This window comes from Enterococcus sp. DIV2384, assembly GCF_050534975.1.
GTDB lineage: Bacteria > Bacillota > Bacilli > Lactobacillales > Enterococcaceae > Enterococcus > Enterococcus faecalis.
Genome location: NZ_CP172905.1, coordinates 2,095,521 through 2,117,396 on the forward strand (window position 1 = coordinate 2,095,521; position 21,876 = coordinate 2,117,396).

At 37.7% G+C, this 21,876-nt stretch carries 21 protein-coding genes; 3 read left to right on the plus strand and 18 right to left on the minus strand.

What is annotated here, in order from left to right; genetic code table 11:
• The first annotated feature begins 28 nt into the window (after positions 1-28).
• Both IGK54_RS10010 and IGK54_RS10015 read left to right on the plus strand, forming a co-directional pair.
• Positions 29-1,003 carry a nucleoside hydrolase gene (locus IGK54_RS10010; RefSeq protein ID WP_002376589.1) on the plus strand — a complete coding sequence of 325 codons (975 nt, stop codon included), beginning with the start codon at positions 29-31 and terminating at the stop codon, positions 1,001-1,003.
• A gap of 2 nt (positions 1,004-1,005) precedes the next feature.
• Entirely contained in the window at positions 1,006-1,551 is a 546-nt protein-coding gene (locus tag IGK54_RS10015) for an ECF transporter S component (RefSeq protein ID WP_002368898.1), read from the plus strand.
• A gap of 55 nt (positions 1,552-1,606) precedes the next feature.
• On the opposite strand, the gene manA is transcribed toward IGK54_RS10015, so the two are convergent.
• From manA to licT, 10 genes are all read right to left on the minus strand, one after another.
• Positions 1,607-2,578 carry a mannose-6-phosphate isomerase, class I gene (gene manA / locus IGK54_RS10020; protein ID WP_002356580.1) on the minus strand — a complete coding sequence of 324 codons (972 nt, stop codon included), beginning with the start codon at positions 2,576-2,578 and terminating at the stop codon, positions 1,607-1,609.
• 41 nt (positions 2,579-2,619) lie between these two features.
• A complete protein-coding gene (locus IGK54_RS10025; RefSeq protein ID WP_142957431.1) occupies positions 2,620-3,663 on the minus strand; it encodes a serine hydrolase domain-containing protein in 1,044 nt (347 codons plus the stop codon).
• 129 nt (positions 3,664-3,792) lie between these two features.
• The gene (locus IGK54_RS10030; protein ID WP_430602952.1) at positions 3,793-4,662 is read right to left on the minus strand and encodes a VOC family protein; all 870 of its coding nucleotides are present in this window, start codon (positions 4,660-4,662) and stop codon (positions 3,793-3,795) included.
• A gap of 162 nt (positions 4,663-4,824) precedes the next feature.
• A complete protein-coding gene (locus IGK54_RS10035; protein WP_002362258.1) occupies positions 4,825-6,693 on the minus strand; it encodes an ABC transporter ATP-binding protein in 1,869 nt (622 codons plus the stop codon).
• Positions 6,690-8,417 (minus strand): ABC transporter ATP-binding protein, encoded by a 1,728-nt coding sequence (locus IGK54_RS10040; protein WP_033594452.1) that lies wholly within the window; start codon positions 8,415-8,417, stop codon positions 6,690-6,692. Before IGK54_RS10040 ends, IGK54_RS10035 begins: the two co-directional genes overlap by 4 nt.
• A 20-nt stretch (positions 8,418-8,437) precedes the next feature.
• Positions 8,438-9,115 (minus strand): TetR/AcrR family transcriptional regulator, encoded by a 678-nt coding sequence (locus tag IGK54_RS10045; RefSeq protein ID WP_002367146.1) that lies wholly within the window; start codon positions 9,113-9,115, stop codon positions 8,438-8,440.
• A gap of 147 nt (positions 9,116-9,262) precedes the next feature.
• Complete coding sequence (locus IGK54_RS10050) at positions 9,263-9,832, minus strand: guanylate kinase (RefSeq protein WP_002384153.1); 570 nt, start codon at positions 9,830-9,832, stop codon at positions 9,263-9,265.
• A 181-nt stretch (positions 9,833-10,013) separates the two neighbouring features.
• Positions 10,014-11,459, minus strand: coding sequence for a glycoside hydrolase family 1 protein (locus IGK54_RS10055; RefSeq protein ID WP_002362575.1), 1,446 nt, complete (start codon positions 11,457-11,459; stop codon positions 10,014-10,016).
• A gap of 24 nt (positions 11,460-11,483) precedes the next feature.
• Positions 11,484-13,364 carry a beta-glucoside-specific PTS transporter subunit IIABC gene (locus IGK54_RS10060; protein WP_010717106.1) on the minus strand — a complete coding sequence of 627 codons (1,881 nt, stop codon included), beginning with the start codon at positions 13,362-13,364 and terminating at the stop codon, positions 11,484-11,486.
• Positions 13,365-13,526: 162 nt separating this feature from the next.
• Positions 13,527-14,369, minus strand: coding sequence for a BglG family transcription antiterminator LicT (gene licT, locus IGK54_RS10065; protein WP_002397991.1), 843 nt, complete (start codon positions 14,367-14,369; stop codon positions 13,527-13,529).
• Between the two features lie 301 nt (positions 14,370-14,670).
• Between licT and IGK54_RS10070 the strand changes: the two genes are divergently transcribed.
• Positions 14,671-15,297, plus strand: coding sequence for an FMN-dependent NADH-azoreductase (locus IGK54_RS10070; RefSeq protein ID WP_002356569.1), 627 nt, complete (start codon positions 14,671-14,673; stop codon positions 15,295-15,297).
• A gap of 61 nt (positions 15,298-15,358) precedes the next feature.
• Here the strand turns inward: IGK54_RS10070 and IGK54_RS10075 are convergent, their stop codons facing one another.
• The 8 genes from IGK54_RS10075 to IGK54_RS10110 form a co-directional block, all read right to left on the minus strand.
• The gene (locus tag IGK54_RS10075; protein WP_002381494.1) at positions 15,359-16,528 is read right to left on the minus strand and encodes an AI-2E family transporter; all 1,170 of its coding nucleotides are present in this window, start codon (positions 16,526-16,528) and stop codon (positions 15,359-15,361) included.
• Positions 16,529-16,532: 4 nt separating this feature from the next.
• Complete coding sequence (locus IGK54_RS10080) at positions 16,533-16,901, minus strand: PTS glucitol/sorbitol transporter subunit IIA (protein WP_002356567.1); 369 nt, start codon at positions 16,899-16,901, stop codon at positions 16,533-16,535.
• Positions 16,902-17,028: 127 nt separating this feature from the next.
• Entirely contained in the window at positions 17,029-17,205 is a 177-nt protein-coding gene (locus tag IGK54_RS10085) for a DNA-directed RNA polymerase subunit beta (RefSeq protein WP_002356564.1), read from the minus strand.
• Positions 17,206-17,218: 13 nt separating this feature from the next.
• On the minus strand, positions 17,219-18,520 hold the full coding sequence (murA, locus tag IGK54_RS10090; protein ID WP_002356562.1) for a UDP-N-acetylglucosamine 1-carboxyvinyltransferase: 1,302 nt from the start codon (positions 18,518-18,520) through the stop codon (positions 17,219-17,221).
• 102 nt (positions 18,521-18,622) lie between these two features.
• Positions 18,623-18,859 (minus strand): DUF1146 family protein, encoded by a 237-nt coding sequence (locus IGK54_RS10095; protein WP_002356560.1) that lies wholly within the window; start codon positions 18,857-18,859, stop codon positions 18,623-18,625.
• A 188-nt stretch (positions 18,860-19,047) separates the two neighbouring features.
• Positions 19,048-19,467, minus strand: a complete 420-nt coding sequence (locus IGK54_RS10100; protein ID WP_002356559.1) for a F0F1 ATP synthase subunit epsilon — start codon at positions 19,465-19,467, stop codon at positions 19,048-19,050.
• 16 nt (positions 19,468-19,483) lie between these two features.
• Positions 19,484-20,890, minus strand: coding sequence for a F0F1 ATP synthase subunit beta (gene atpD / locus IGK54_RS10105; RefSeq protein WP_002356558.1), 1,407 nt, complete (start codon positions 20,888-20,890; stop codon positions 19,484-19,486).
• Between the two features lie 73 nt (positions 20,891-20,963).
• Positions 20,964-21,872 carry a F0F1 ATP synthase subunit gamma gene (locus IGK54_RS10110; RefSeq protein ID WP_002359606.1) on the minus strand — a complete coding sequence of 303 codons (909 nt, stop codon included), beginning with the start codon at positions 21,870-21,872 and terminating at the stop codon, positions 20,964-20,966.
• Between the last annotated feature and the right edge of the window lie 4 nt (positions 21,873-21,876).

Genomic DNA, 21,876 nt, shown 5'->3' on the forward strand with positions numbered 1-21,876 from the left:
AGTTAACGAAAAAGGAGGATTGGAAAAAATGCAAAAAGTAATTATTGATTGTGATCCTGGAATTGATGACACGCTTGCTCTCTTGTATGCACTTGCTTCACCAGAGCTAGATGTCCAAGCGATTACAGTTGTTTGCGGAAACGTCCCTGTGGAGATTGGCGTGGAAAATGTTTTTAAATGTTTGGAAAAAGTTAATCGCTTAGATATTCCTGTCTACCAAGGGGCTGCTAGCCCTTTAAAACGGCCATTTGTTAGTGCACAAGATACACATGGCATGGATGGTTTAGGTGAAACATATTTCCCCAGAACTAGCAAAATCCAAGCACAAGCGCTTTCCGCTGCTGACTATTTAGCACAAACCTTTCAACAAGCTACCGATTGCTCAATCATTGCCCTTGGTCCTTTAACAAATATTGCTTTGGCTTTAAAAAAAGAACCTCTTCTGGGGCGAAATCTTCAACGTTTTGTCTCAATGGGTGGCACCTTTAAAAGCCACGGCAATTGCTCTCCTGTTGCAGAATTTAATTATTGGTGTGATCCTGATGCAGCAGCTTGGGTTTTTGAGGAATTAGGTGCAAAAATCGAGATGGTCGGCTTAGATGTCACACGAGAAATTGTTTTTACACCAACAATTCTCAATTATTGTCAACGACTCAACCCCAAAATGGGGAATTACCTCGCTGAGATTACTCAATTTTATTTTGATTTTCATTGGAAATATGAACGTATTTTAGGGTGTGTTATCAACGATCCCTTAGCGGTTGCTTATTTTATTGATCCTACGCTCTGCCAAGGCTTTTCCAGTTACGGACAAATTGTTCCTGACGGCATTGCTATGGGGCAATCAATGATCGATCAGTATCATTTCCAGCAGCAACCAGCTAATTGTCATGTCTTGACTACGGTTGATAGTCAACAGTTTTTCGTGAAGTTTCTATCCATTCTTTTAAATGTACAAATAGATGAGATCGAAAGAGATTTCAAAAATTTAAGGATGGGATAACCATGAAAAAAATAACACCACGAATCATTACAATTATCGCTTTTAGTGTTGCTTTAAATTACCTTGGCAGTACCATTGCGTTACTCCTTCGTTTACCAATTTATCTTGATAGCGCGGGAACTATTTTTACAGGTGCGTTATTAGGCCCACTCTTTGGCGCACTGACAGGTATTTTAACAAGTCTACTAACTGGATTGACAACGGATATCTTTTCTCTGTATTATTCACCTGTCCAACTCTGCACAGGAATTTTAGCAGGCTTGCTCCTTCATCAGCAGTTAAAAGTAACCAAATTACCATTTAAAACGTTGTGGTTAACGATACCAGGAACAGTGATTTCTTCCTTAATCACAGTTTGTTTATTTGGTGGAATTACTTCTGCTGGCTCCAGCATAATTGTCCAATTTTTATATGGTTTAGGCTTCAATCAGTTAGCAAGCGTCCTGTTGGTTCAATTGATAACAGATTACGGGGATCGTCTGCTATCAGTCATCATCGTCACAGCTGTTATCGCTGCCTTACCTAAACGTTCCTTTATAACAAAATAAACTGTTTTAATGCCAAAAAATGAGGAAATCATCTGTTGATGATCTCCTCATTTTTTTAGCGACTGCCAGGTTCTGAAGCTATAATCGTTAAATCACCTTCAAAACGCCAGCTCGGAATATCTGTTGGAAAGATAAAGCTATCGCCTTTTTTCAAATCAAAAGTAGCTACATCTGCTTTTGCAGCATCTTCTGTAATCAATCGACCCACACCTTCAATAACTGTTGCTAATGTATAAGGTGCTTGTTTTTTGACTTTTAGAATCCCACTGACACGCCACTCATAGACATTAAAGAAATCTGTTTTTACATAAGTAACAATGCTTGATTGTCCTTGATTTTCTTGTTGAATAGAGAGGTCAGGATCCTTTGCCGGAACGGTTGTCACATCAATGGATTGTTGAATATGCAATTCCCGGGTCTTTCCTTGATCATCTGTTCGATCATAATCATAAACCCGATACGTAGTATCACTGCTTTGTTGCGTTTCTAAAATTAAAATACCCGAGCCGATGGCATGAATAGTGCCGCTTGGTACATAATAAAAATCGCCTTTTTTCACTGGTACTTTTCTTAAAAGATCGTCCCAACGACCTTCTTCAATCATTTCAGCTAGTTCTTCTTTTGTTTTCGCGTGATGTCCATAAATGATTTCAGCGCCAGGTTCTGCATCAATAATGTACCAACATTCAGTTTTGCCTAGCTCGCCTTCATGTTTTTGACCATATGCATCATCAGGATGAACTTGCACGGATAAATCATCTTCAGCATCTAAAATTTTCGTTAATAATGGAAAGACAGCGCCACCTGCATGGCCGAATAACTCTTGATGGTCTGCCCACAATTCATCTAATTTTTTTCCTTTAAATTCGCCATTTAAAACAGTACTAACGCCATGTGGATGTGCACTGATTGCCCAATCTTCACCAATTTTATCGCTCGGTAAATCGAAACCAAATAGCGTGTGTAGACGATTGCCGCCCCAAATTTTTTCTTGAAAAACAGGTTGTAAAAATAATGGTTCTTGCATTGACTGTGACCTCCCAAATTGAATTCGCTCTCATTATATCACTAAAAACTAGTCATTTCATCTGAAACTGATGATTTCTCTTTTAAATAGGTTGCCAACAACTGATCTCTTTCTTCGATATAAGTATTCCGGTGGTCCTCTGGATGGACTCGATTAGATAAAAAGATAAACGCTGATTGTTGTCGCACATCAATTAGCAAAAAAGTGCCTGTATAGCCTGTATGGAATAATAATGGCCGTTGCGTAGCTACATCATATTTAAAATCCCAGCCTAGAGAACGTGGTTTATCTGCAGCTGGCACTTGGTTAACTAGTAACAAATCAATTGTCTCTTTTTTCAAGAATTGGTGATTGTGATAACTGCCTCGATTTAAATACATTCGAACAAATTTTGTTAAATCATAGACATTGCTAAACAAGCCAGCATTCCCTGCATGTTCCCGTAAAACAAATGCCTTAGGATCATGGGTTGCGCCTCGAATCAACCCTCTTTGTTCATGTAATTCTGTTGGCACACAGTTAAAAGGATTCTTTGGTAGAAACGTACTTTCGTTCATCCCTAAAGGAAGCAATACTCGCTCAGATAAAATTTCTATCATTGATTGCTGGAACATTTCTTCTAACATAAAGCCTAATAAAATAGTCCCTGCATCTGTATAAACAACTTTTTTACCTATCGCTTTGCCTGCGTGAAATGAATGATTGTAGGCGTCTTTTAATTCTTGGGCATTCAGCTGATCACGATTAGGAATATAGCCTTGTAAATCTGCCGTATGTGTCAACAAATGCCGGATTGTAATATTAGGATCTTGAAAAGAGGGATAATAGGTTTGTAATGATTGATCTAGAATAATTTTTCCTTCTTCCACTAATTGTAAAATAACGGTGGTGGTGCCGACTACTTTGGTTAAAGAAGCCACATCAAACAGCATGGCCGAGGTTAATTGTTCTTTGGTGGGTTTTATTTGTGCGAGTCCCCAACAATTGCTCTCCTCTTTTTCACCTTCAATGAAACAAAAACTAGCCCCCGAAAAAACACCTTTTTTCATCATTTTTTGAATTTTCCACTTTGTTTTTTCGTACATTTTTTCACCTTCTATTTTTAATATTAAAGGAAAAGTCTAGAATAAGTCCCGAACAAAAGTAGCGTTAAACTTTTATTCAGACTTTATTCCAGACTTGCTAAAACAAGCTTATTTTGTCTGTCTGAGCGTTTATTTTAAGACAAACCACCATTCCAAGCCAATTGGATCAAACACAGTGACAATCGCTTTTTTCTGGTCAATAAAGAACTCTTGATTTTTTGCCGTTAATTGTTGCTCCATTGATAAAATATGGTCTTGATCAGAGAGCTTAATGGTAAAGAAATCTAAACCTAAGTGTGGATCAGGTAATTGATCCACTTCACTTGTTTCAGGTTTTTGGAATCCAATAGTTGCTTTGCCATCTTCTAAAACAAATTGATCTTTTTCATTGCGTTTTAAACCCAGAACTTCCTCATAGTATGCTTTTATTTCTTTTTGATTGTTTGTTTTTAATTGCACATGCGCTAAATATGACCCAGCGGCTAACCCTTGATGTGGCTCTAAGTCCTCACTGATAAGATCTTTAAGCACAATTGGTTGCTTTTCAGAAGTCGAATTTGCTGTTGCTTCATCGTGAAAAATCTCAAATTGATTGCCTTCAAGATCAGTAATGAACATGCTTTGACGTGTGCCAATTTGGAAACTTTCATCAATTGGGTAGTCTTGTTCAAGCACTCGTTGAGCAATTTGTAAAAATTCTTTTTCCGTAGGAACTTTAATTGAAAAATAAGCCATTTGCTTTTCTTCATTATGAAAATCTTCGGCTTTTCTAGTTTCTTCTAAAATTAATAATTGCGTTCCTGCTTCACGTGTACCCCAGATAGACAGGTTATTTTCTTCTGACTTTAAAACAAAACCCATTACTTTTTTATAAAAGTCGACCATTTCGCCAACTTTTTTCGCACAAATGGCAATTGTTTTTAATGTCGCAGCTTTTTCTAATTGAAATTCAGTCATTTTTTCTGTTACCTCCATTTTCTTCTCTCCCATTTTATACATCTCTTGCTATTTCATCAAGTAATATCCTGTTTTTCTCAAAAGAAAATAGAAATTTTTCAATTTCGCTAACTTTTTGTTAAAAAAATAAGGCTTCAGGAACCAGTCTTTACGACTATGGTTCCTGACGCCTCATCATGAATTAATATTTTTTTGCTTCGCCTTTTAGGCTACTTCTTCTGAAAACTGACTGTTATATAAGTCAGCATAAAAACCGTTTTTCGCCATTAATTCATCGTGGGTTCCTGTTTCCACAATTGAACCTTCTGCCATAACGATAATCGTATCGGCATCACGGATAGTCGACAAGCGATGAGCAACTACAAAGCTGGTCCGATTTTCCAATAAACGATTCATTGCTGCTTGAATCAGTATTTCTGTTCGAGTGTCCACACTTGAGGTGGCTTCATCCAAAATTAAAACGTCTGGATTTGCTAAGAATGCTCGTGCAATTGTAATTAATTGTCGTTGACCTTGAGAAATATTGCTGGCTTCTTCATTTAGAATCGTTTGATAGCCTTCTGGTAATTTTCTGACAAAATCATCCACATGGGCTGCTTTCGCCGCACGGATCACTTCTTCTTCGCTCGCTTGCTCATTACCATAATGAATATTGTCATAGATACTTCCAGTGAACAACCAAGTATCTTGAAGAACCATTGAAAAGTGTGCTCGCAACTCTTCGCGAGATAAATCGCGCGTATCTACGCCATCATATTTGATGCTGCCGCTACTAATATCATAGAAGCGTTCCAATAAGTTAATTAGGGTTGTTTTCCCAGCACCTGTTGGGCCCACGATTGCGACCATTTCCCCAGGTTTAACATTTAAATTGAAATCTTTCATTAATAATTTCTCTGGTGAATAGCCAAAAGCAACATGTTCAAAGGAAACACGATAAGGACTATCTGTTTCCACTGGTACGCCAGAAGGTTCATCCACCATTTCTTCTTCATCTAATACTTCAAAGACACGTTCTGCCGAAGCCACCGTAGCTTGGATTGTATTCATTAAATTAGCGATTTGAGTAATCGGTTGTGAAAATTGATTGGTATATTGAAGAAATGCTTGGACATCCCCTAAATCCATCATACCATTCGCTACTTTTACGCCACCAAGGACTGCAACAAACACGTAGCCTAGATTTTTGATAAAGTTCATTAAAGGCATAATGATCGCTGAAATAAATTGTGCTTTTCGACCAGCATGGTATAATTTTTCATTTTCTTTTTCAAATACTTCTTGATCACTTTCTTCGTGGTTGAAACTTTTTACTACTACGTGACCACCGTAGGTTTCTTCGACTTGGTTATTCAATAATCCTAAGCTTTTTTGTTGAGCCGCAAAATGTTTTTGCGAGCGAGGCGCCACAACCATCACAACAATTAAACTTAATGGCACTGTTGCTAAGGCAATTAGTGTTAACTGCCAGCTAATGGTCAGCATCATCCAAAGTACACCCACAAATGTCACGATACTGGTAATTAATTGGGTTAAGTTTTGTTGTAAAGTACTCGCAATATTATCCATGTCGTTAATTGCCCGCGACATGATGTCCCCATTACTATGAGTATCATAATAGGAAATTGGAACTTTGTTCATTTTCGCTTCTAATTCTTGACGTAATTCATAAACTGTTCGCTGTGAAACACGTGTCATAATTACTTGCTGCAAGAAATTAAAGACAGCAGAAATAAGGTACATGGCAATAACAATTAATAAAATTTGACCGATTTTGTCAAAATCAATTGGAAAAGATGTTATTTTTAAGCCTTGTTTCATTTCAGCAGCGCCTTTCATGACGCCTTTAAAAATTTCAGTTGTTGCCTGTCCTAATACTTTTGGTGTTTGAATTTGGAAAACGACGGCTGCGATTGCTAATACTAAGACAGCAATAATTGACAGCATTCGTTTAGACATGTACCGAAATAAACGTTTCACTGTTTTCCAGAAATTTTTTGGTTTTGGCCCTTTTGCGCCAATGTTACGTCCTGGTCCCCCGCCCATTGGTCCGCCTTTTGGTCGACTACTCATGCAAGGTCCTCCTCTCTCAATTGAGAATGTACAATTTCTTGATACGTTTGGTTATTCGCTAATAACTCTTCATGCGTTCCTTTACCAACTAATTTTCCTTCGTCTAATACTAAAATTGTCGATGCTTCCATAACCGTACTTACACGTTGGGCCACTAAAACGACAATTGCATCCGTCATCTGCTCTTTCAAGGCTTTTCTTAAATTAGCATCTGTTTTGAAGTCCAATGCAGAAAAGGAATCATCAAAAACATAGACATCTGCTGGTTTTACTAAAGCACGAGCAATAGCCAACCGCTGGCGTTGTCCGCCAGAAAAATTACCGCCGCCTTGTTCGACATGACTATCCAAACCTTCTGCCAATTCTGAAACAAACGCCTTCGCCTGCGCAATTTCTAAAGCTTGCCAAATTTCTTCATCGGTCGCATTTGGGGCGCCGTATTGCATATTTTCACGAATCGTTCCTGTAAATAAAACAGCCTTTTGCGGTACAAAACCAATCATTTCTCGTAAATTATGCTGTGACGTATCTTTAATGTTTTTACCATTTAGCAAAATCTTGCCAGATTCAACATCATAAAAACGTGGTAAAAGATTAACCAGCGTTGTTTTCCCAGAACCTGTCCCACCAATAATTGCGACCGTCTCCCCAGATTTTGCTGAAAAATCTATATCTTCCAGTGCTAAGTTTTCAGCATGCTGGTAACGATAATTAACATGTTCAAACGCCAATGTTGCTTCGTCGCCTTTTAGAGAAAGCAGTTCTGGATTGGGTACATCTTTGATTTCTGAATCAGTATTTAGCACCTCATTAATCCGATCAGCAGAAGCTTGCGCCCGCGGTACCATGACAAAAATCATGGATAGCATCATGAAACTCATCAGAATTTGCATGGCATAAGTCATAAAGGCGATTAAGTTCCCTACTTCTAGTTGCATTTCCGCAATATAATGACCGCCAAACCAAGTGATTGCAATATTGGTACCACTCATAATGAGTGTCATTAAAGGAATCATCAAAGCGACAATCGTATTCACTTTAATCGCCGTTTGTGTATAATCCTTATTGGCTTCATCAAAACGTTGTTCTTCATAGTTTGCTTTGCCAAAGGCCCGAATCACACGAACTCCTGTCAGTCCTTCACGAAAAACTAAATTTAAACGGTCGGTTTTCTTTTGCATGCTTTTAAATAACGGAACCGCTAAAAACATGATACCGCCCACTAAAACAGCCATAATTGGTAAAACATATAGAAAAATTTTCGTTAATTGTGGGTCCTTGTTATATGCCATAAAACTTGCACCAATTAACGTTAAAGGTGCGTTAATCATTAAACGTAAAAACATTTGCATAACCATTTGAATCTGATTGACATCATTGGTTGTTCGTGTAATTAGCGAAGCTGTCCCAAATTTGTCAAATTCATTATTAGAAAAATTTTCAACTTTTCGATAAATATCAGTCCGTAATTTTTTACCTAAACTTTGTGATTCTTTGGTGGCAAAAAAGGTATTTCCAATAGAAGCGACAATGCTAATCAAAGAAAAGCCTAACATGACAACTCCTGTACTCCAAATATAGTTAATATCTCCTTTAGCGACACCGTCATTAATGATATTAGATGTTAATGTGGGCAGATATAAATCTGCGATAATTTGTACGATCATAAATACAACCGCTGCAAAGACCGACCATAACGACATCCGTTTGACTAGTTTAATCAACTAACTTCTCCTCCTTTTTGCTACTTATAAGCGCCATTTTTCAACCAATTTAATTTCATTTTTAATTGTTTGACTGCTTCAGTTGAATCATAGGCGGTATTTTCTCTTTGTTGACGATACCCGTCAACAATTGTTGAGAAAACGGCATGCATCGCCGTCTGCATGAACCATGTGAATTCTTTTGGCGTTTCAATGGTTAATTTCGAACGATCGATTATTTGATAAAGATGTTCTGCATAGGCAGCATGGCCTTTTCTTCCTCTATGCTTATGACAGTGCTGTTTCCTATTTTTTTCCTCTTCCCCAGTCGCTAAATTATCTGTCACCCGACGTGAAGCACGATAGTCCATGTTGACAAATAAATTCCGATAGAAAGAAGCATTCTCTCCAGTTAGCACTTCGACAATCATCTTGGAGAAATAGACATCCATGGCTTCGATTAAATCACCATTTTCCGCAATAATTTGTTTCTCTAAATCTCGTTCACTATTTTTTCTTAATGTCGCAAAGTAATAAAAATACAAATCTTCTTTGTTCTCAAAATATTGATAAAAGCTACCGCGAGGAATTTCCGCTAATTTAACAATATTTGCAATTGACGCTTCTTGTAAAGAATGTCGTGAAAATTCAATTTGCGCAGCATCTAATAAGCGTTGTTGCTTTTCTTCTGGCAAATGAAAAAACGTATTCGTAGGCATATTTGTGTTCCTCCCTTTTATGACACATTGTCATATGACACCATGTCATTATAGCACTCTCTATTCAGAATGCAAGTTTTTTACAAAAAAAATCAAGCACCCAGCAAGACAAAATTAATGTTAGATTCTGTCTCACCAGTTGCTTGATTAATAATAGTGTTTGATGCATTCTTGTAACAAGCCAGCGACCTCTTTTATAGGTCCATTGGCATCTATTCGTTGATAATTAGGATATTGTTCTAATTGGTTTTTGATAAGAATTTCTTGATCATAAAGGTTTAAACGTTCTTCAATAATTTTAGGATCAGATTCTCGTTGCTTTAAACGTTGATAAATATTTTCTTTTGAAACGTCAAAAAAAACTGGAATGACGGACTCGCCGAAACGCTCAAAGACCGCTTGAAAGCCTGGAAAAGTTAACGCATTATAGGCTGGATGCTCTTTCGTTGTTTCAACGATGGCATCTACACCGACACCGTAATAGTTTCCATGGTAAAAATCATACTCCACTAACTGATTGGTTTCAATCAAGGTTTGAAAACTTGCTTTTGTTTCAAAATAGTAATCCACACCATCCACTTCATCCAATCGTTTTTTCCTCGTAGTATGCGAGATAACTTTATAGTTTTTCGGAAAAACCTTACTTGTAATTGCGGTCTTGCCAGAACCACTCGGACCCATAATAACAAAAAATGGATGTTGTAATTGCTTAATCATTAGAAACGCTCCTCTCAGTTGTTTCTATTATAACGTATTGTGCACTATTTTGAAAAATTGACAAAAAAGAGCTTGGGCCAAAAATCACTTTAGATTTTTGGTCCAAGCTTAAAAATTAATAAACGGCGGGAACAGAAGCAACAACCTACTACGCTTATCTTGTTTTGTTTAATTACAATAACTAGTCTAAGTTTTGTCCATTAGTTTCAATAACTTGTTTGTACCAATTAAACGATTTTTTTTCATAACGGTTTTTAGTACCATTTCCTTCATCGTCTAAATCAACGTAAATAAACCCATACCGTTTACTCATTTCACCTGTGGAAGCACTGACTAAATCAATACAGCCCCACGGCGTATAGCCCATTAAATCGACGCCGTCTGCAACTGCTTCTGCCATTGCTTCAATATGACGACGTAAATAATCAATCCGATAGTCGTCTGCCACATAGAAATTTTCGTCTACTTTATCAATTGCACCTAAGCCGTTTTCCACAATAAATAAAGGTTTTTGATAACGATTATATAATTCATTTAGGGCAATTCGTAAGCCTTCGGGATCAATTTGCCAGCCCCATTCACTTGCTTCTAAGAAGGGATTTTTAACGCCGCCTAAAAGATTCCCATTTGCTGTATCGTTGGTAGTACCAGTAACATCGACAGCAGTCGACATATAATAACTAAAGCCAATGTAATCCACTGGGTATTCTTTTAATAATTCTAAATCGCCTTCTTCAATAACTAAGTCTTTCACAGCATATTTTTGATACATGCGTTCTGCGTATGCTGGATATTCACCACGAACTTGAACATCTGTACAATAATAATTAAACTCTTGGTTTTCAATCATTGTAGCAACTTGATTGACTGGATTCGAATCAATGCCATACGTTGTGGCATAAATAATCATACATCCAATTTGTAATTCTGGATTTAATTCATGGCCAATTTTTACAGCTTTACTACTTGCAACAAATTGATTATGCCATGCTTGGAAAATGTTTTGATAATCATTGGCTCCATTGCTTTTTACCAATCCTTGACTAAGCGCTGGGAAATGAAAAGCTGAATTAATTTCATTGAATGTCATCCAATAGTTAACTTTTTGGTGGTAACGTGTTAAAACAGTTTCCGCAAAACGTTCATAAAAGTCAACTAATTGACGATTTTTCCACCCGCCGTATTCTTTCGCTAAATGCAGTGGCATTTCATAATGAGAAATCGTAATTACTGGTTCAATGTTATAGCTTAAACATTCATCGATAACCGCATCATAAAATTTCAAGCCGGCTTCATTCGGTTGTGTTTCATCTCCTTGTGGAAAAATACGCGACCACGCAATTGAAAAGCGATAACATTTGAAGCCCATTTTAGCAAACAACGCAATGTCCTCTTTAAAGCGATCATAGTGATCAATTCCTGTATGATTAGGGTAGCGATATTTCGTTTCGTCAATCGTCCAATCAAACGCTTCATCTCCTAAAATAGCGAAACGTTGTTTTCCTCCCGGCATCGCATCTGCCACAGATAACCCTTTACCATCGGCTAAGTAAGCCCCTTCTAATTGATTGGCTGCGGTCGCACCGCCCCATAAAAATCCTTTTGGAAATTTTGTCGTTGTTGTCATACTTGTTCCTCCTCCAATTGTCTTTTATTTAATAATGGCTAAAAAGTCTTCACCATGTAACACGTCTATTTGGTTCATATCCAAAACATCTAAATAATCATTCGTATTCGTTACCACAATCGGTGTAACTACCGGATAACCAGCTTCTTTAATGGCAGCAATATCAAAAGTAACTAGCAAATCTCCTTTTTTAACAGAATCACCTTGTTTCACTGATAATTCAAAGCCTTTACCATCTAATTCGACCGTATCCATGCCAATATGCATTAATAATTCAACGCCCTCTGTTGTCGTCAAGCCAACAGCATGTCCTGTCGGAAATAATGTGGTGATTTCACCATCTGCGGGTGCATACAGTTTGCCTTCAGTCGGCTCAATTGCAACACCTTTTCCTAAAGCACCTGAAGCAAAAACAGGGTCTTGTACTTTTTCTAGCGGTAAAATTTCACCTTGAAGTGGACTTGCTAAAATAATTTTGTCTTCTTGATTCGTTTTTACAGGTGCCACCACCTTATCAGTTGCTGTTTTTTCAGTTGCTGTTTCTGGATTAGGTTGATCTTCAAAACGTAAGACAAACGTTAAGACAAACGCAATGATAAAAGCAATTCCGGCACCAATTGCACCAGTAATCATCGGTGCAGTATCTTTTGTCTCTGCAGGAATAAACCCAGGTAAGCTCAACATACTAACCAAGCCAAACGTAAAGTTTTTCACGTGATTCATAGCCACAAATGCACCACCGATACCGCCACCAATACAAGCTGCAATAAATGGTTTTTTCAATGGTAAAGTCACACCATATACAGTTGGTTCAGTAATTCCAAAAATAGTTGTAATGCTTGAAGACAAAGCCAAACCTTTTAGTTTCACATTTTTTGTTAGGAAAAAGACAGCTAAAGCAGCCCCGCCTTGTGCAATAACGGCTGGTAATAACATCGGTACCATCGTATCGCCACCTTGTGTTAAGTTTAACATCATAATTGGTACAAAGCCCCAATGCATACCAAACATTACCAAGACTTGCCACAACGAACCCATTAATAACCCTGCGATAATTGGACTAAAAGCGTAAATTGCGTTGTATCCTTGTCCCAACCAATCGCCGATGACCGTCCCGATAGGACCAATAGCTAAGAAGGTAACAGGTGCCATAATAAGGAAAACAGCTAACGGAACGCAGATAATTTGTAGAAAACTCGGAATTACTTTTTTGAAGAAACGTTCCACATAACTTTGTGCAAAAACAGCCAAAATAATTGGTAAAACCGAAGAAGTATAGCCACTTGGCCCAATAATCACTGGAAGACCAGCAAAGCTAATTGTTTTGCCTGCTAAAGCAGTAATGCTGGGATGAACTAAGGCCATCGCCAAAGCAACCGCTAAAAAGGGATTAGTATTGAATTTTTTAGCAGCCGTAAACGCTAACATAATTGGTAAGAAAGTAAATAAACCATCTGCAATCGAAAAGAGAACAAGATATACGCCTGAAGTGTCAGCTAACCAGCCCATAGTTACAGCCAATGTTAAGAAGCCTTTTAGAACCCCAGCGCCGGCCATTGCACCTAAAAACGGTGTAAAAATAGAAGAAATAATATCAATTAAACGGTTAAAGATATTTCCGCCACTTTCTTTTTCTCTATTATCAGAATCATTACCTAGTCCACTGTTGGCCATCAAATCCTTATACACATCACTAACGTGACTGCCAATAACCACTTGATATTGTCCTGCACTTTGAACTACCTGAATAACATCTGGGTCAGCATTCAATGTAGCTGTATCTGCTTTATTTTCATCTTTTAATTTAAAACGTAAGCGCGTAGCACAGTGAACAACACTATTAACGTTGCCTTCGCCCCCGACAGCTTTTAACACACGTGCTGCAATTTCTTGATTTTTACTCATCTCTAGATCCTCATTTCCATTAATTTTTAATATCAAAAAAACCTACATTGAAAAAGAGCCGGATCCTTCTCTTCACAGCTGCGCAGTCTGCGAAAATCATTATCGGTTTTTTCAATCTAGGTTTTGCCTACATTATCAGTAACAATCCGCGATTATTGGTTGTTATGCTTTTTTATCATTGACCACTCTTTGGATATGAATGGTTAAATAAATCATTTCCGCTTGATCAATTGGTCGATCATAGCTTTTTAATAAATACTCATTAATACGTTGGACCGCTTGAAACGCCTTAGGATACTTTCCTTGGACCAATGCAAAAAGAAATTCGTCCTCCTCATCATGCGCTTCTTGTTTTAAATAACGTTGCGCAAAATATTGAAGATGTGTAACAATTCGTTGATAGTTCAATGAATCTTCATCAAACACCTGTCCAAAGTAGCGACTAATAATCGTTAAAATATCACGAACCATCTTGGTTGCTTCCATGGTAACTTCCATATTGCCATTTCCTTGTTCAGCATTCACAATATGAAAAGCAATGAAGCCCGCTTCATTTTCTGAAAATTGAACCTCTAGCTTTTCAGCAATAATCGCTAATGCTTGCTTTGCGATTTCAAATTCTTTAGGATAAAATTTGCGTGTTTCGAATACAAGAGGATTCGGAATATCAATTCCTTCTTTGGCTCGAAGTAACGCATAGTGAATATGATCCGTTAAAGTTAAATAAATATTTGATGAAAGCTCAATCGCTAGCGTTGTTTCTGCTAAATCAACGATTTGTTTGACGACTTCTACTTCTTTGGTGGGGACGTCTTCAAACAGCTGCTGGAATTGCCCTGCCATAGCGGAGTCCTTTAACACGAATTCCTTTTCAACATAATCTGGATTGATCGTGTCTCCAATCTTCTTTTGAAAGGCTAAGCCGCGTCCCATATAAACAATTTCTTCGCCTTGCTCATTTCTTGAAAGCACGACATTATTATTTAAAACTTTTTCAATCCTCATGATGAATGCAACCTCACTTTTTTATAAAAAAAGCCCAGAATCCCTCCACTGATTGTGTTAATGGAAGACTCTGGTTTTGCCTGCAAAGCAGTAACAATCCTTATTTACAAAGTAATAATAGCATGCTTTTTTTTAATATGCAAGCCTTTCCAAAAAAATATTTTTATTTATTTTTTACTCTTTTGATCCATTTTAAAAAAAAGTTTACTAAAAGTAAAAAAAAGACTTGCTTTCTCTTACTTTTTATTAGTAAAATAGAGATGTTGAATTTTTAAACTATTTATTTTAAGGAGATTACACAATGTCAAAATTATTAGTTGTTAAAGCACATCCATTAACAAAAGAAGAATCACGCTCAGTTCGTGCGTTAGAAACATTTTTAGCTTCATACCGTGAAACAAATCCATCAGACGAAATCGAAATTTTAGATGTTTATGCACCAGAAACAAACATGCCGGAAATCGATGAAGAATTATTATCTGCTTGGGGTGCACTTCGCGCTGGCGCAGCATTTGAAACATTAAGCGAAAACCAACAACAAAAAGTGGCTCGTTTTAATGAATTAACTGATCAATTTTTATCTGCCGACAAAGTAGTAATTGCTAATCCAATGTGGAACTTAAACGTACCGACACGCTTAAAAGCTTGGGTAGATACAATCAACGTTGCTGGAAAAACATTCCAATATACTGCAGAAGGACCAAAACCTCTAACAAGTGGTAAAAAAGCCTTACACATCCAATCAAATGGCGGCTTCTACGAAGGAAAAGATTTTGCTTCTCAATACATTAAAGCGATTCTAAACTTTATTGGTGTTGAGCAAGTTGACGGATTATTCATCGAAGGAATCGATCATTTCCCTGATCGCGCGGAAGAACTTTTAAATACTGCCATGACCAAAGCAACTGAATACGGTAAAACATTCTAAATTTTCCGAGTGATTTACATCAAAAAGAGACAAGCAGTTCGTTCACTGCTTGTCTCTTTTGTTACGTAGATTCTTGTTGATCTGGCTTATCTTCATCATACAAACCGGAAACAATTTGGTACCACTCAAAAATGTGTGTAATTATCACCTTAGCTGCGGCATAAACAGGAATTCCTAAAATCACCCCGACAATCCCAAATAGTTTACCAGACGTTAATAAAACAACCAAAATGGTGACTGGATGAATGGATAACTGACTGCCTAGGACAAGTGGTGAAATAAACCGACCTTCGACCGTTTGCTCAATGGCAAAAACAATCAAGACTTTAATTAACAAAGCTGGCCCACTGACAATTCCTAAAAAGACTGCTGGAATCATGGCTAAAAATGACCCTAAATAAGGGATTAAATTTAAAAAGCCTGCTGCAATACCTAAAGTGACTGCATAATCTAAGCCAATGACAGAAAAACCAATCATAAACATAATTGCCACTGCGAAAGCGACAGTTAACTGTCCTCTAATATAAGAAGAGACTTGATCATTGACTTCTGCAAGAACTTTTAAGGTTGGTTTACGCATCTTCACTGGTAAAAACTTCATTAAATATGGCGCTAAGTTTTTGCCATCTTTCAGTAAATAAAATAGAATAAACGGCATCGTAATGATGGCGACAAAGATCGTAGCCACCGCCCCAAAGAAATTACCAATTCCTTGTACTGTGAACGTTGAGACGTTTTTAATGATGGTACCTAACGAACTGACAACTTTATCGCCTGCCGCTTCAAGTTGTTCTCTAAATTGCGCAAAAAGTGGATCACTTAATATTTCCTGCGATTTTTGATCAATTGTATCAATATATTGAGGAAAATGATTCACAAAGCTGACAGATTGCTCACGAATTTTAGGAACGATTACAATACCACCCCAAATGAGTAGTGCCACAATTAAAATAAATAGGCCGATAATACTCCAGACACGCGAGATTTGTTTTTTCTCTAAATAATCGACAATCGGATTTAATAAATAATATAAAATCCCCGCCATAATTACTGGTAAGCCGACAACGCCGAAAAACTGCCAGACGGGCTTAAATAAATAAGAAACTTTCGTAAAAGTTAGAATAATTAACAGCACCAATAAGACAATCAGTAAGGCTGTTACTACTTGATTATTTAAAAACCAACGCCAAAACCAAGACAGGCGTTTATCAGTCGTTTGTTTTTTATCCATTGATTCACGCTCCATTTACTAAATAATCAATTGTTGTTCCAATGGTTATCTTTGGTAACTGATGGGGCGTTAAATAAACACCATTTCGGATAACATCATCCTCATCGGTTGGTGCATCAGCAAAGATTAAAGTGCTGTGAGCGATACTTTGCAAGTTACTATTGGCAAAAGAACCCACTTTTGTGATTGTATAATTTGTATCGCCAATTTTCAGATGATCTCCTTCTGCCAAGGTAACTTGGTCTTTTTCTGGGAATGATTGAATAACTGCATGTTGCTTCAAGGTATCGGTAGCAGTTTCTCCAAAAAGAATAATCATTTTTTCTGAATCATCGATTGCATGTTTGCCTATTTCTGTTACGGTTGCTTGCATCTTCCATCCCACTCCTTCATTATCTTACTTCTATTATTATAGCATAGAATAAAATAGATATTCAGGAAAAAGAAAAGGCGGTGAACAATCGTCAATTGACTTTTGTTCACCGCCTTAAAATAAGTTTTTATTTAAAGAAGTTCATAATATGAGTCCAAATTTTTTCATCAAAGACATCCATTGGATTCCCATTTCCAATCAAACCATAACCAATCATTGTTCCCACAACAAATAAGATAATGACTAACGAAATGACCACTAGAATTTTCAATAATGTTACTAAAATATAACGAAATGAACTCATACGTTTGACTCCTTTAGATTACTGTCGTTGCTTGTTTTTCTTCAATTTTTTCATCATTGACACGTTCAACGTTCGCGCCTAATTTTTGAAGTTTTTTATGGAACTCATAATAGCCACGATCTAAATATTTCAAATTAGAGACACGTGTAATGCCATTTGCACGTAACCCTACTAAAATCAATGCGGCAGCTGCCCGTAAATCAGTGGCTTCCACTGCTGCTCCTTGTAACTCGTTGCCACCATTAATAACGGCAATGTTGCCGTCAATTTTTAAGTCAGCGTTCATTCGACGCATTTCCTCTAAGTGTTGGTAACGATTTTCAAAGACTGTTTCTGTCACGATGCTTGTTCCTTCAGCAAACATTTGGATCGCTGTCATTTGCGCTTGCATGTCTGTTGGGAAACCAGGATGCGGCATTGTCTTAACATCTGTTGGTTTTAGATGTTTTGGTCCAATTACACGGATGCCGTTTTCTTCTTCTTCAATGATTGCACCCATTTCAGTTAATTTAGAAATTAGCGGACGATTATGTTCAGAAATTGCTTCTTCAATTAAAACATTGCCCTCAGTCATTGCTGCAGCTACCATGAACGTACCTGCTTCAATTCGATCTTGAACGATTGAATGCTCTACGGCATGTAATTTATCGACGCCTTCGATACGCATCGTTTCTGTTCCAGCACCGATAACATTGGCACCCATTTTGTTTAAAATGTTTGCTAAGTCAACGATTTCAGGTTCACGAGCAACGTTTTCAATGATGGTTGTTCCTTTCGCACGAACAGCAGCCATCATAATGTTTTGCGTAGCGCCGACACTTGGGAAGTCTAAGTAAATAGTGTTACCGATTAGTTCATCCGCAATTGCTTCAATATAACCATTTTTTTGGATGATTTTTGCACCTAATGCTTGGAAGCCTTTTAAGTGTAAATCAATTGGTCGTTTCCCAATGGCACAGCCACCTGGCATTGCCACTTTGGCATGGCCATTACGAGCCAATAAAGGTCCCATTACAACGATAGAAGCACGCATTTTACTAACGTACTCATAGTTTGCTTCGATCCCTAAAGGTTGTGTTGCGTCTATTGTTACTTCATTCGCGTCTTCATCAAAATCAATGGCTACATTCAAATGTTTAATTACTTGATTCATTGTAAATACATCAGATAAAATTGGTACATTTTTTAAAGTAGTAACGCCTTCTTCAGCTAAAAGAGTAGCTGCTAAAATTGGTAAAACAGCGTTTTTGGCGCCTTCAATTTTTACAGTTCCTTCTAATTTTGTATTACCACCATGAACAATAATTTGTTCCATTTTGTTCCCCCCAAAAAAATGAGAATAGGTATTCCTATTCAAAATCTTTACTATTATACCATTATTCAACTAAAAATTGTACCTTTTTTTATTTTTCAATTTTTAAGGAAAATACACAATGAAAAGATTTCGACAAAGCGCAATCAATTCTAAAGCAAACGAGCTAACTGTGTATCCGATAGCGATGGCGAAAAATACCATCAACATTCTGATTTGCGGTGTAAATTGGGTTTTGAAAAATTGCTCAATACGCAATGATTGCAACGCCCAAAAACTTATGTAAATGAACATAAGGTGACTAACGATTCGAACAATAGCATCTACTCCATAGTATTGCATAAGGAGCCTCCTTTTTTCTAACGTAGGAACATTTTATCACAAAATAATAAAAACCGATAATTAATCCACTTGAAATGCCAAAATTTGACACTATTTATTAAAAAATACGAAGAAATAGAGTTTAAGGCACCTGACTCAATAGCAAGCGCCTTAAACTCTACAAAAGTGACTGAATCCTTCAGCCTTTTTTACCCATGTTTCGATACGTTGATCCGGTTGATTGCACGATGCAAAGCAACAGTCGCACGACGTAGTTGATCGCGGTCGTCTTTTGCTTTGGCTTCTTCAATTAAACGTTCTGCTCGTTGTTTTGCTCGTTCAGCACGAGGTACATCGATATCTCGTTCACGTTCGGCACTATCGGCAATAATAGAAACGACATTATCACGGACTTCCATGATACCACCATTTACAGCTACCCAGTCAACATGTGTATCTGAATCGGTCCGTTTGATGCGGACTTCATCAATCGCTAGCGGAACGATGATTGGCGCATGTTTTGGTAAAATACCAATTTCACCATCTGTTGTTTTCGCCACAACGATTTTTGCATGGTGGTCATAAACTAGACCATTAGGCGTTACTACATTCACAGTAAGACTATCCATTGTGTTTGCCGCCTTTCTAGTAGTTTAATTGTTTCGCTTTTTCGATGGCATCTTCAATTTTACCGACACTACGGAAGGCTTCTTCTGGCAGATTGTCATGTTTACCTTCAAGAATTTCTTTAAAGCCACGAACTGTTTCCGCAACTGGTACATAAGAACCAGGTTGACCTGTAAATTGTTCAGCAACGTTAAAGTTTTGAGATAAGAAGAATTGAACACGGCGTGCGCGACCAACAAGTACTTTTTCGTCATCTGATAATTCGTCCATCCCTAAAATAGCGATGATATCTTGTAATTCACGGTAACGTTGTAAAATATGTTGCACTTCGGTAGCCACTTCGTAGTGTTCTTCTCCAACAATTTCAGGAGCCAAGGCACTAGAAGATGAAGCTAACGGATCTACCGCTGGATAAATCCCTTGTTCGGTTAATTTACGTTCCAAGTTAGTTGTTGCATCCAAATGGGCAAACGCTGTTGCTGGCGCTGGATCGGTATAGTCATCGGCTGGAACATAGATTGCTTGAATAGAGGTAATTGATCCTTTTTTCGTTGAAGTAATCCGTTCTTGTAATTGTCCCATTTCAGTCGCTAAGGTTGGTTGGTAACCAACGGCTGACGGCATCCGACCTAAAAGGGCAGAAACTTCTGAACCGGCTTGGGTGAAACGGAAAATGTTATCAATAAATAATAGCACGTCTTGTCCTTCCACATCACGGAAATATTCAGCAATCGTTAACCCAGTTAAGGCCACACGCATCCGTGCACCTGGTGGTTCGTTCATTTGACCAAAAACCATGGCTGTTTTTTCAATAACGCCTGAATCTTTCATTTCATAGTACAGGTCGTTCCCTTCACGTGTCCGTTCACCAACACCAGTAAAGACGGAAATCCCTCCATGTTCTTGGGCAATATTATGAATTAATTCTTGAATTAAGACGGTTTTACCAACACCGGCACCACCGAAAAGTCCGACTTTACCACCTTTTAGATAAGGTGCTAATAAGTCAATAACTTTAATCCCTGTTTCTAAAATTTCATTACTGGTACTTAATTCATCAAATGCTGGCGCTTTTTTATGAATCCCACTACGTTCAGCATCTGCAGGGAATGGTGCTTCTAAGTCAATTGTGTCTCCTAAAACGTTAAACACACGACCCAATGTATCTTTACCAACAGGAACTGAAATTGATTTTCCTGTATCGATAACTTCCATTCCACGTTGTAAACCATCTGTCGATTCCATGGCGATAGAACGAATCACTCCATCACCTAGTTCTAAAGCGACTTCAAGTACTACTTTTTGTTTTGCTTCGCCATTTTTATAAACGACTAAAGCGTTGTTAATATCGGGTAAGGATTGATCTAATGAAAATTCCACGTCAACAACGGGACCGATTACTTGAACAATCTTTCCTGAACTCATAATTTCTTTCCTCCAGTCTTCATAAAGTCACACGCTTTGAACGTTTTTATAAACGTTCAAACGTAAGACTAGATTATTCTAGTGCAGCTGCACCAGCAACAATTTCTGTAATTTCTTGGGTAATCGCCCCTTGACGAGCACGGTTATAAGAAATTGTTAAATCGCTAATAATATTTTGCGCATTGTCAGTGGCTGTTTTCATGGCGGTCATCCCAGCAGCATGTTCTGCTGTTTTCGCATCAATGATCGCCCCATAAATTAAGCTTTCTGCATATTGTGGTAATAATTGATCCAAGATTGCTTCAGGTGAAGGCTCTAAAAGATATTCTTGTTCGTAAGAGGTCGCCTCTGATGGATCTAAATCAGTAATTGGCAACATTTTTTCCACACGAAACTGACTCGTTAGTGAGTTAACGTGGTGATTATAACAAACATACAATTCATCAAACACTTCGTTTTGGTACATAGTCGTTGCCGTTGTCACAATCTTACGGACTTCTTCAAACGTTGGTTGATCCGTTAAGCCTCTTAGCTCATAGGAAACATCGATTCCGCGTGCTTTAAAGAAATCCGCCCCTGTACCACCAATGGCGATTAAGGCATATTCTTTATTAGAATCATGGTCTTCTTGAATCATACTCATGGTTTGTTTTAAGATTGAGCTATTGTAGCCACCAACTAACCCTTTGTCAGAAGTGATAACGATATAGCCTGTTTTTTTGACAGGTCGTTGTGCTAACATCACATGATAGTTCCCTTCACTAAGAGAAGATTGTTCTGTTTCACGTAATTCACTTAACTGAGCAGCTACTAAATGCGTAACGACACTACGAATTTTTGAAGAATATTCTTGAAAGCTTTTAGAGGCGCCTTCTGACTTGGTCAATTTGGCTGCAGAAACCATTTGCATCGCTTTGGTAATTTGGCTTGTCTTTTTTGTTGATGCAATGCGTTGTTTGATTTCGTTTAATGAAGCACCCAATGTC

Bases quoted from the DNA above. Each gene is read 5' to 3' on its own strand.
- IGK54_RS10030 (WP_430602952.1), bottom strand. From the start codon at position 4,662: ATGTATAAAATGGGAGAGAAGAAAATGGAGGTAACAGAAAAAATGACT.
- atpD (WP_002356558.1), bottom strand. From the start codon at position 20,890: ATGAGTTCAGGAAAGATTGTTCAAGTAATCGGTCCCGTTGTTGACGTG.
- IGK54_RS10075 (WP_002381494.1), bottom strand. From the start codon at position 16,528: ATGGATAAAAAACAAACGACTGATAAACGCCTGTCTTGGTTTTGGCGT.
- manA (WP_002356580.1), bottom strand. From the start codon at position 2,578: ATGCAAGAACCATTATTTTTACAACCTGTTTTTCAAGAAAAAATTTGG.
- IGK54_RS10050 (WP_002384153.1), bottom strand. From the start codon at position 9,832: ATGATTAAGCAATTACAACATCCATTTTTTGTTATTATGGGTCCGAGT.
- licT (WP_002397991.1), bottom strand. From the start codon at position 14,369: ATGAGGATTGAAAAAGTTTTAAATAATAATGTCGTGCTTTCAAGAAAT.
- IGK54_RS10015 (WP_002368898.1), top strand. From the start codon at position 1,006: ATGAAAAAAATAACACCACGAATCATTACAATTATCGCTTTTAGTGTT.
- IGK54_RS10070 (WP_002356569.1), top strand. From the start codon at position 14,671: ATGTCAAAATTATTAGTTGTTAAAGCACATCCATTAACAAAAGAAGAA.
- murA (WP_002356562.1), bottom strand. From the start codon at position 18,520: ATGGAACAAATTATTGTTCATGGTGGTAATACAAAATTAGAAGGAACT.
- IGK54_RS10080 (WP_002356567.1), bottom strand. From the start codon at position 16,901: ATGCAAGCAACCGTAACAGAAATAGGCAAACATGCAATCGATGATTCA.
- IGK54_RS10095 (WP_002356560.1), bottom strand. From the start codon at position 18,859: ATGCAATACTATGGAGTAGATGCTATTGTTCGAATCGTTAGTCACCTT.
- IGK54_RS10010 (WP_002376589.1), top strand. From the start codon at position 29: ATGCAAAAAGTAATTATTGATTGTGATCCTGGAATTGATGACACGCTT.
- IGK54_RS10035 (WP_002362258.1), bottom strand. From the start codon at position 6,693: ATGAGTAGTCGACCAAAAGGCGGACCAATGGGCGGGGGACCAGGACGT.
- IGK54_RS10055 (WP_002362575.1), bottom strand. From the start codon at position 11,459: ATGACAACAACGACAAAATTTCCAAAAGGATTTTTATGGGGCGGTGCG.
- IGK54_RS10085 (WP_002356564.1), bottom strand. From the start codon at position 17,205: ATGAGTTCATTTCGTTATATTTTAGTAACATTATTGAAAATTCTAGTG.
- IGK54_RS10100 (WP_002356559.1), bottom strand. From the start codon at position 19,467: ATGGATAGTCTTACTGTGAATGTAGTAACGCCTAATGGTCTAGTTTAT.
- IGK54_RS10025 (WP_142957431.1), bottom strand. From the start codon at position 3,663: ATGTACGAAAAAACAAAGTGGAAAATTCAAAAAATGATGAAAAAAGGT.
- IGK54_RS10060 (WP_010717106.1), bottom strand. From the start codon at position 13,364: ATGAGTAAAAATCAAGAAATTGCAGCACGTGTGTTAAAAGCTGTCGGG.
- IGK54_RS10045 (WP_002367146.1), bottom strand. From the start codon at position 9,115: ATGCCTACGAATACGTTTTTTCATTTGCCAGAAGAAAAGCAACAACGC.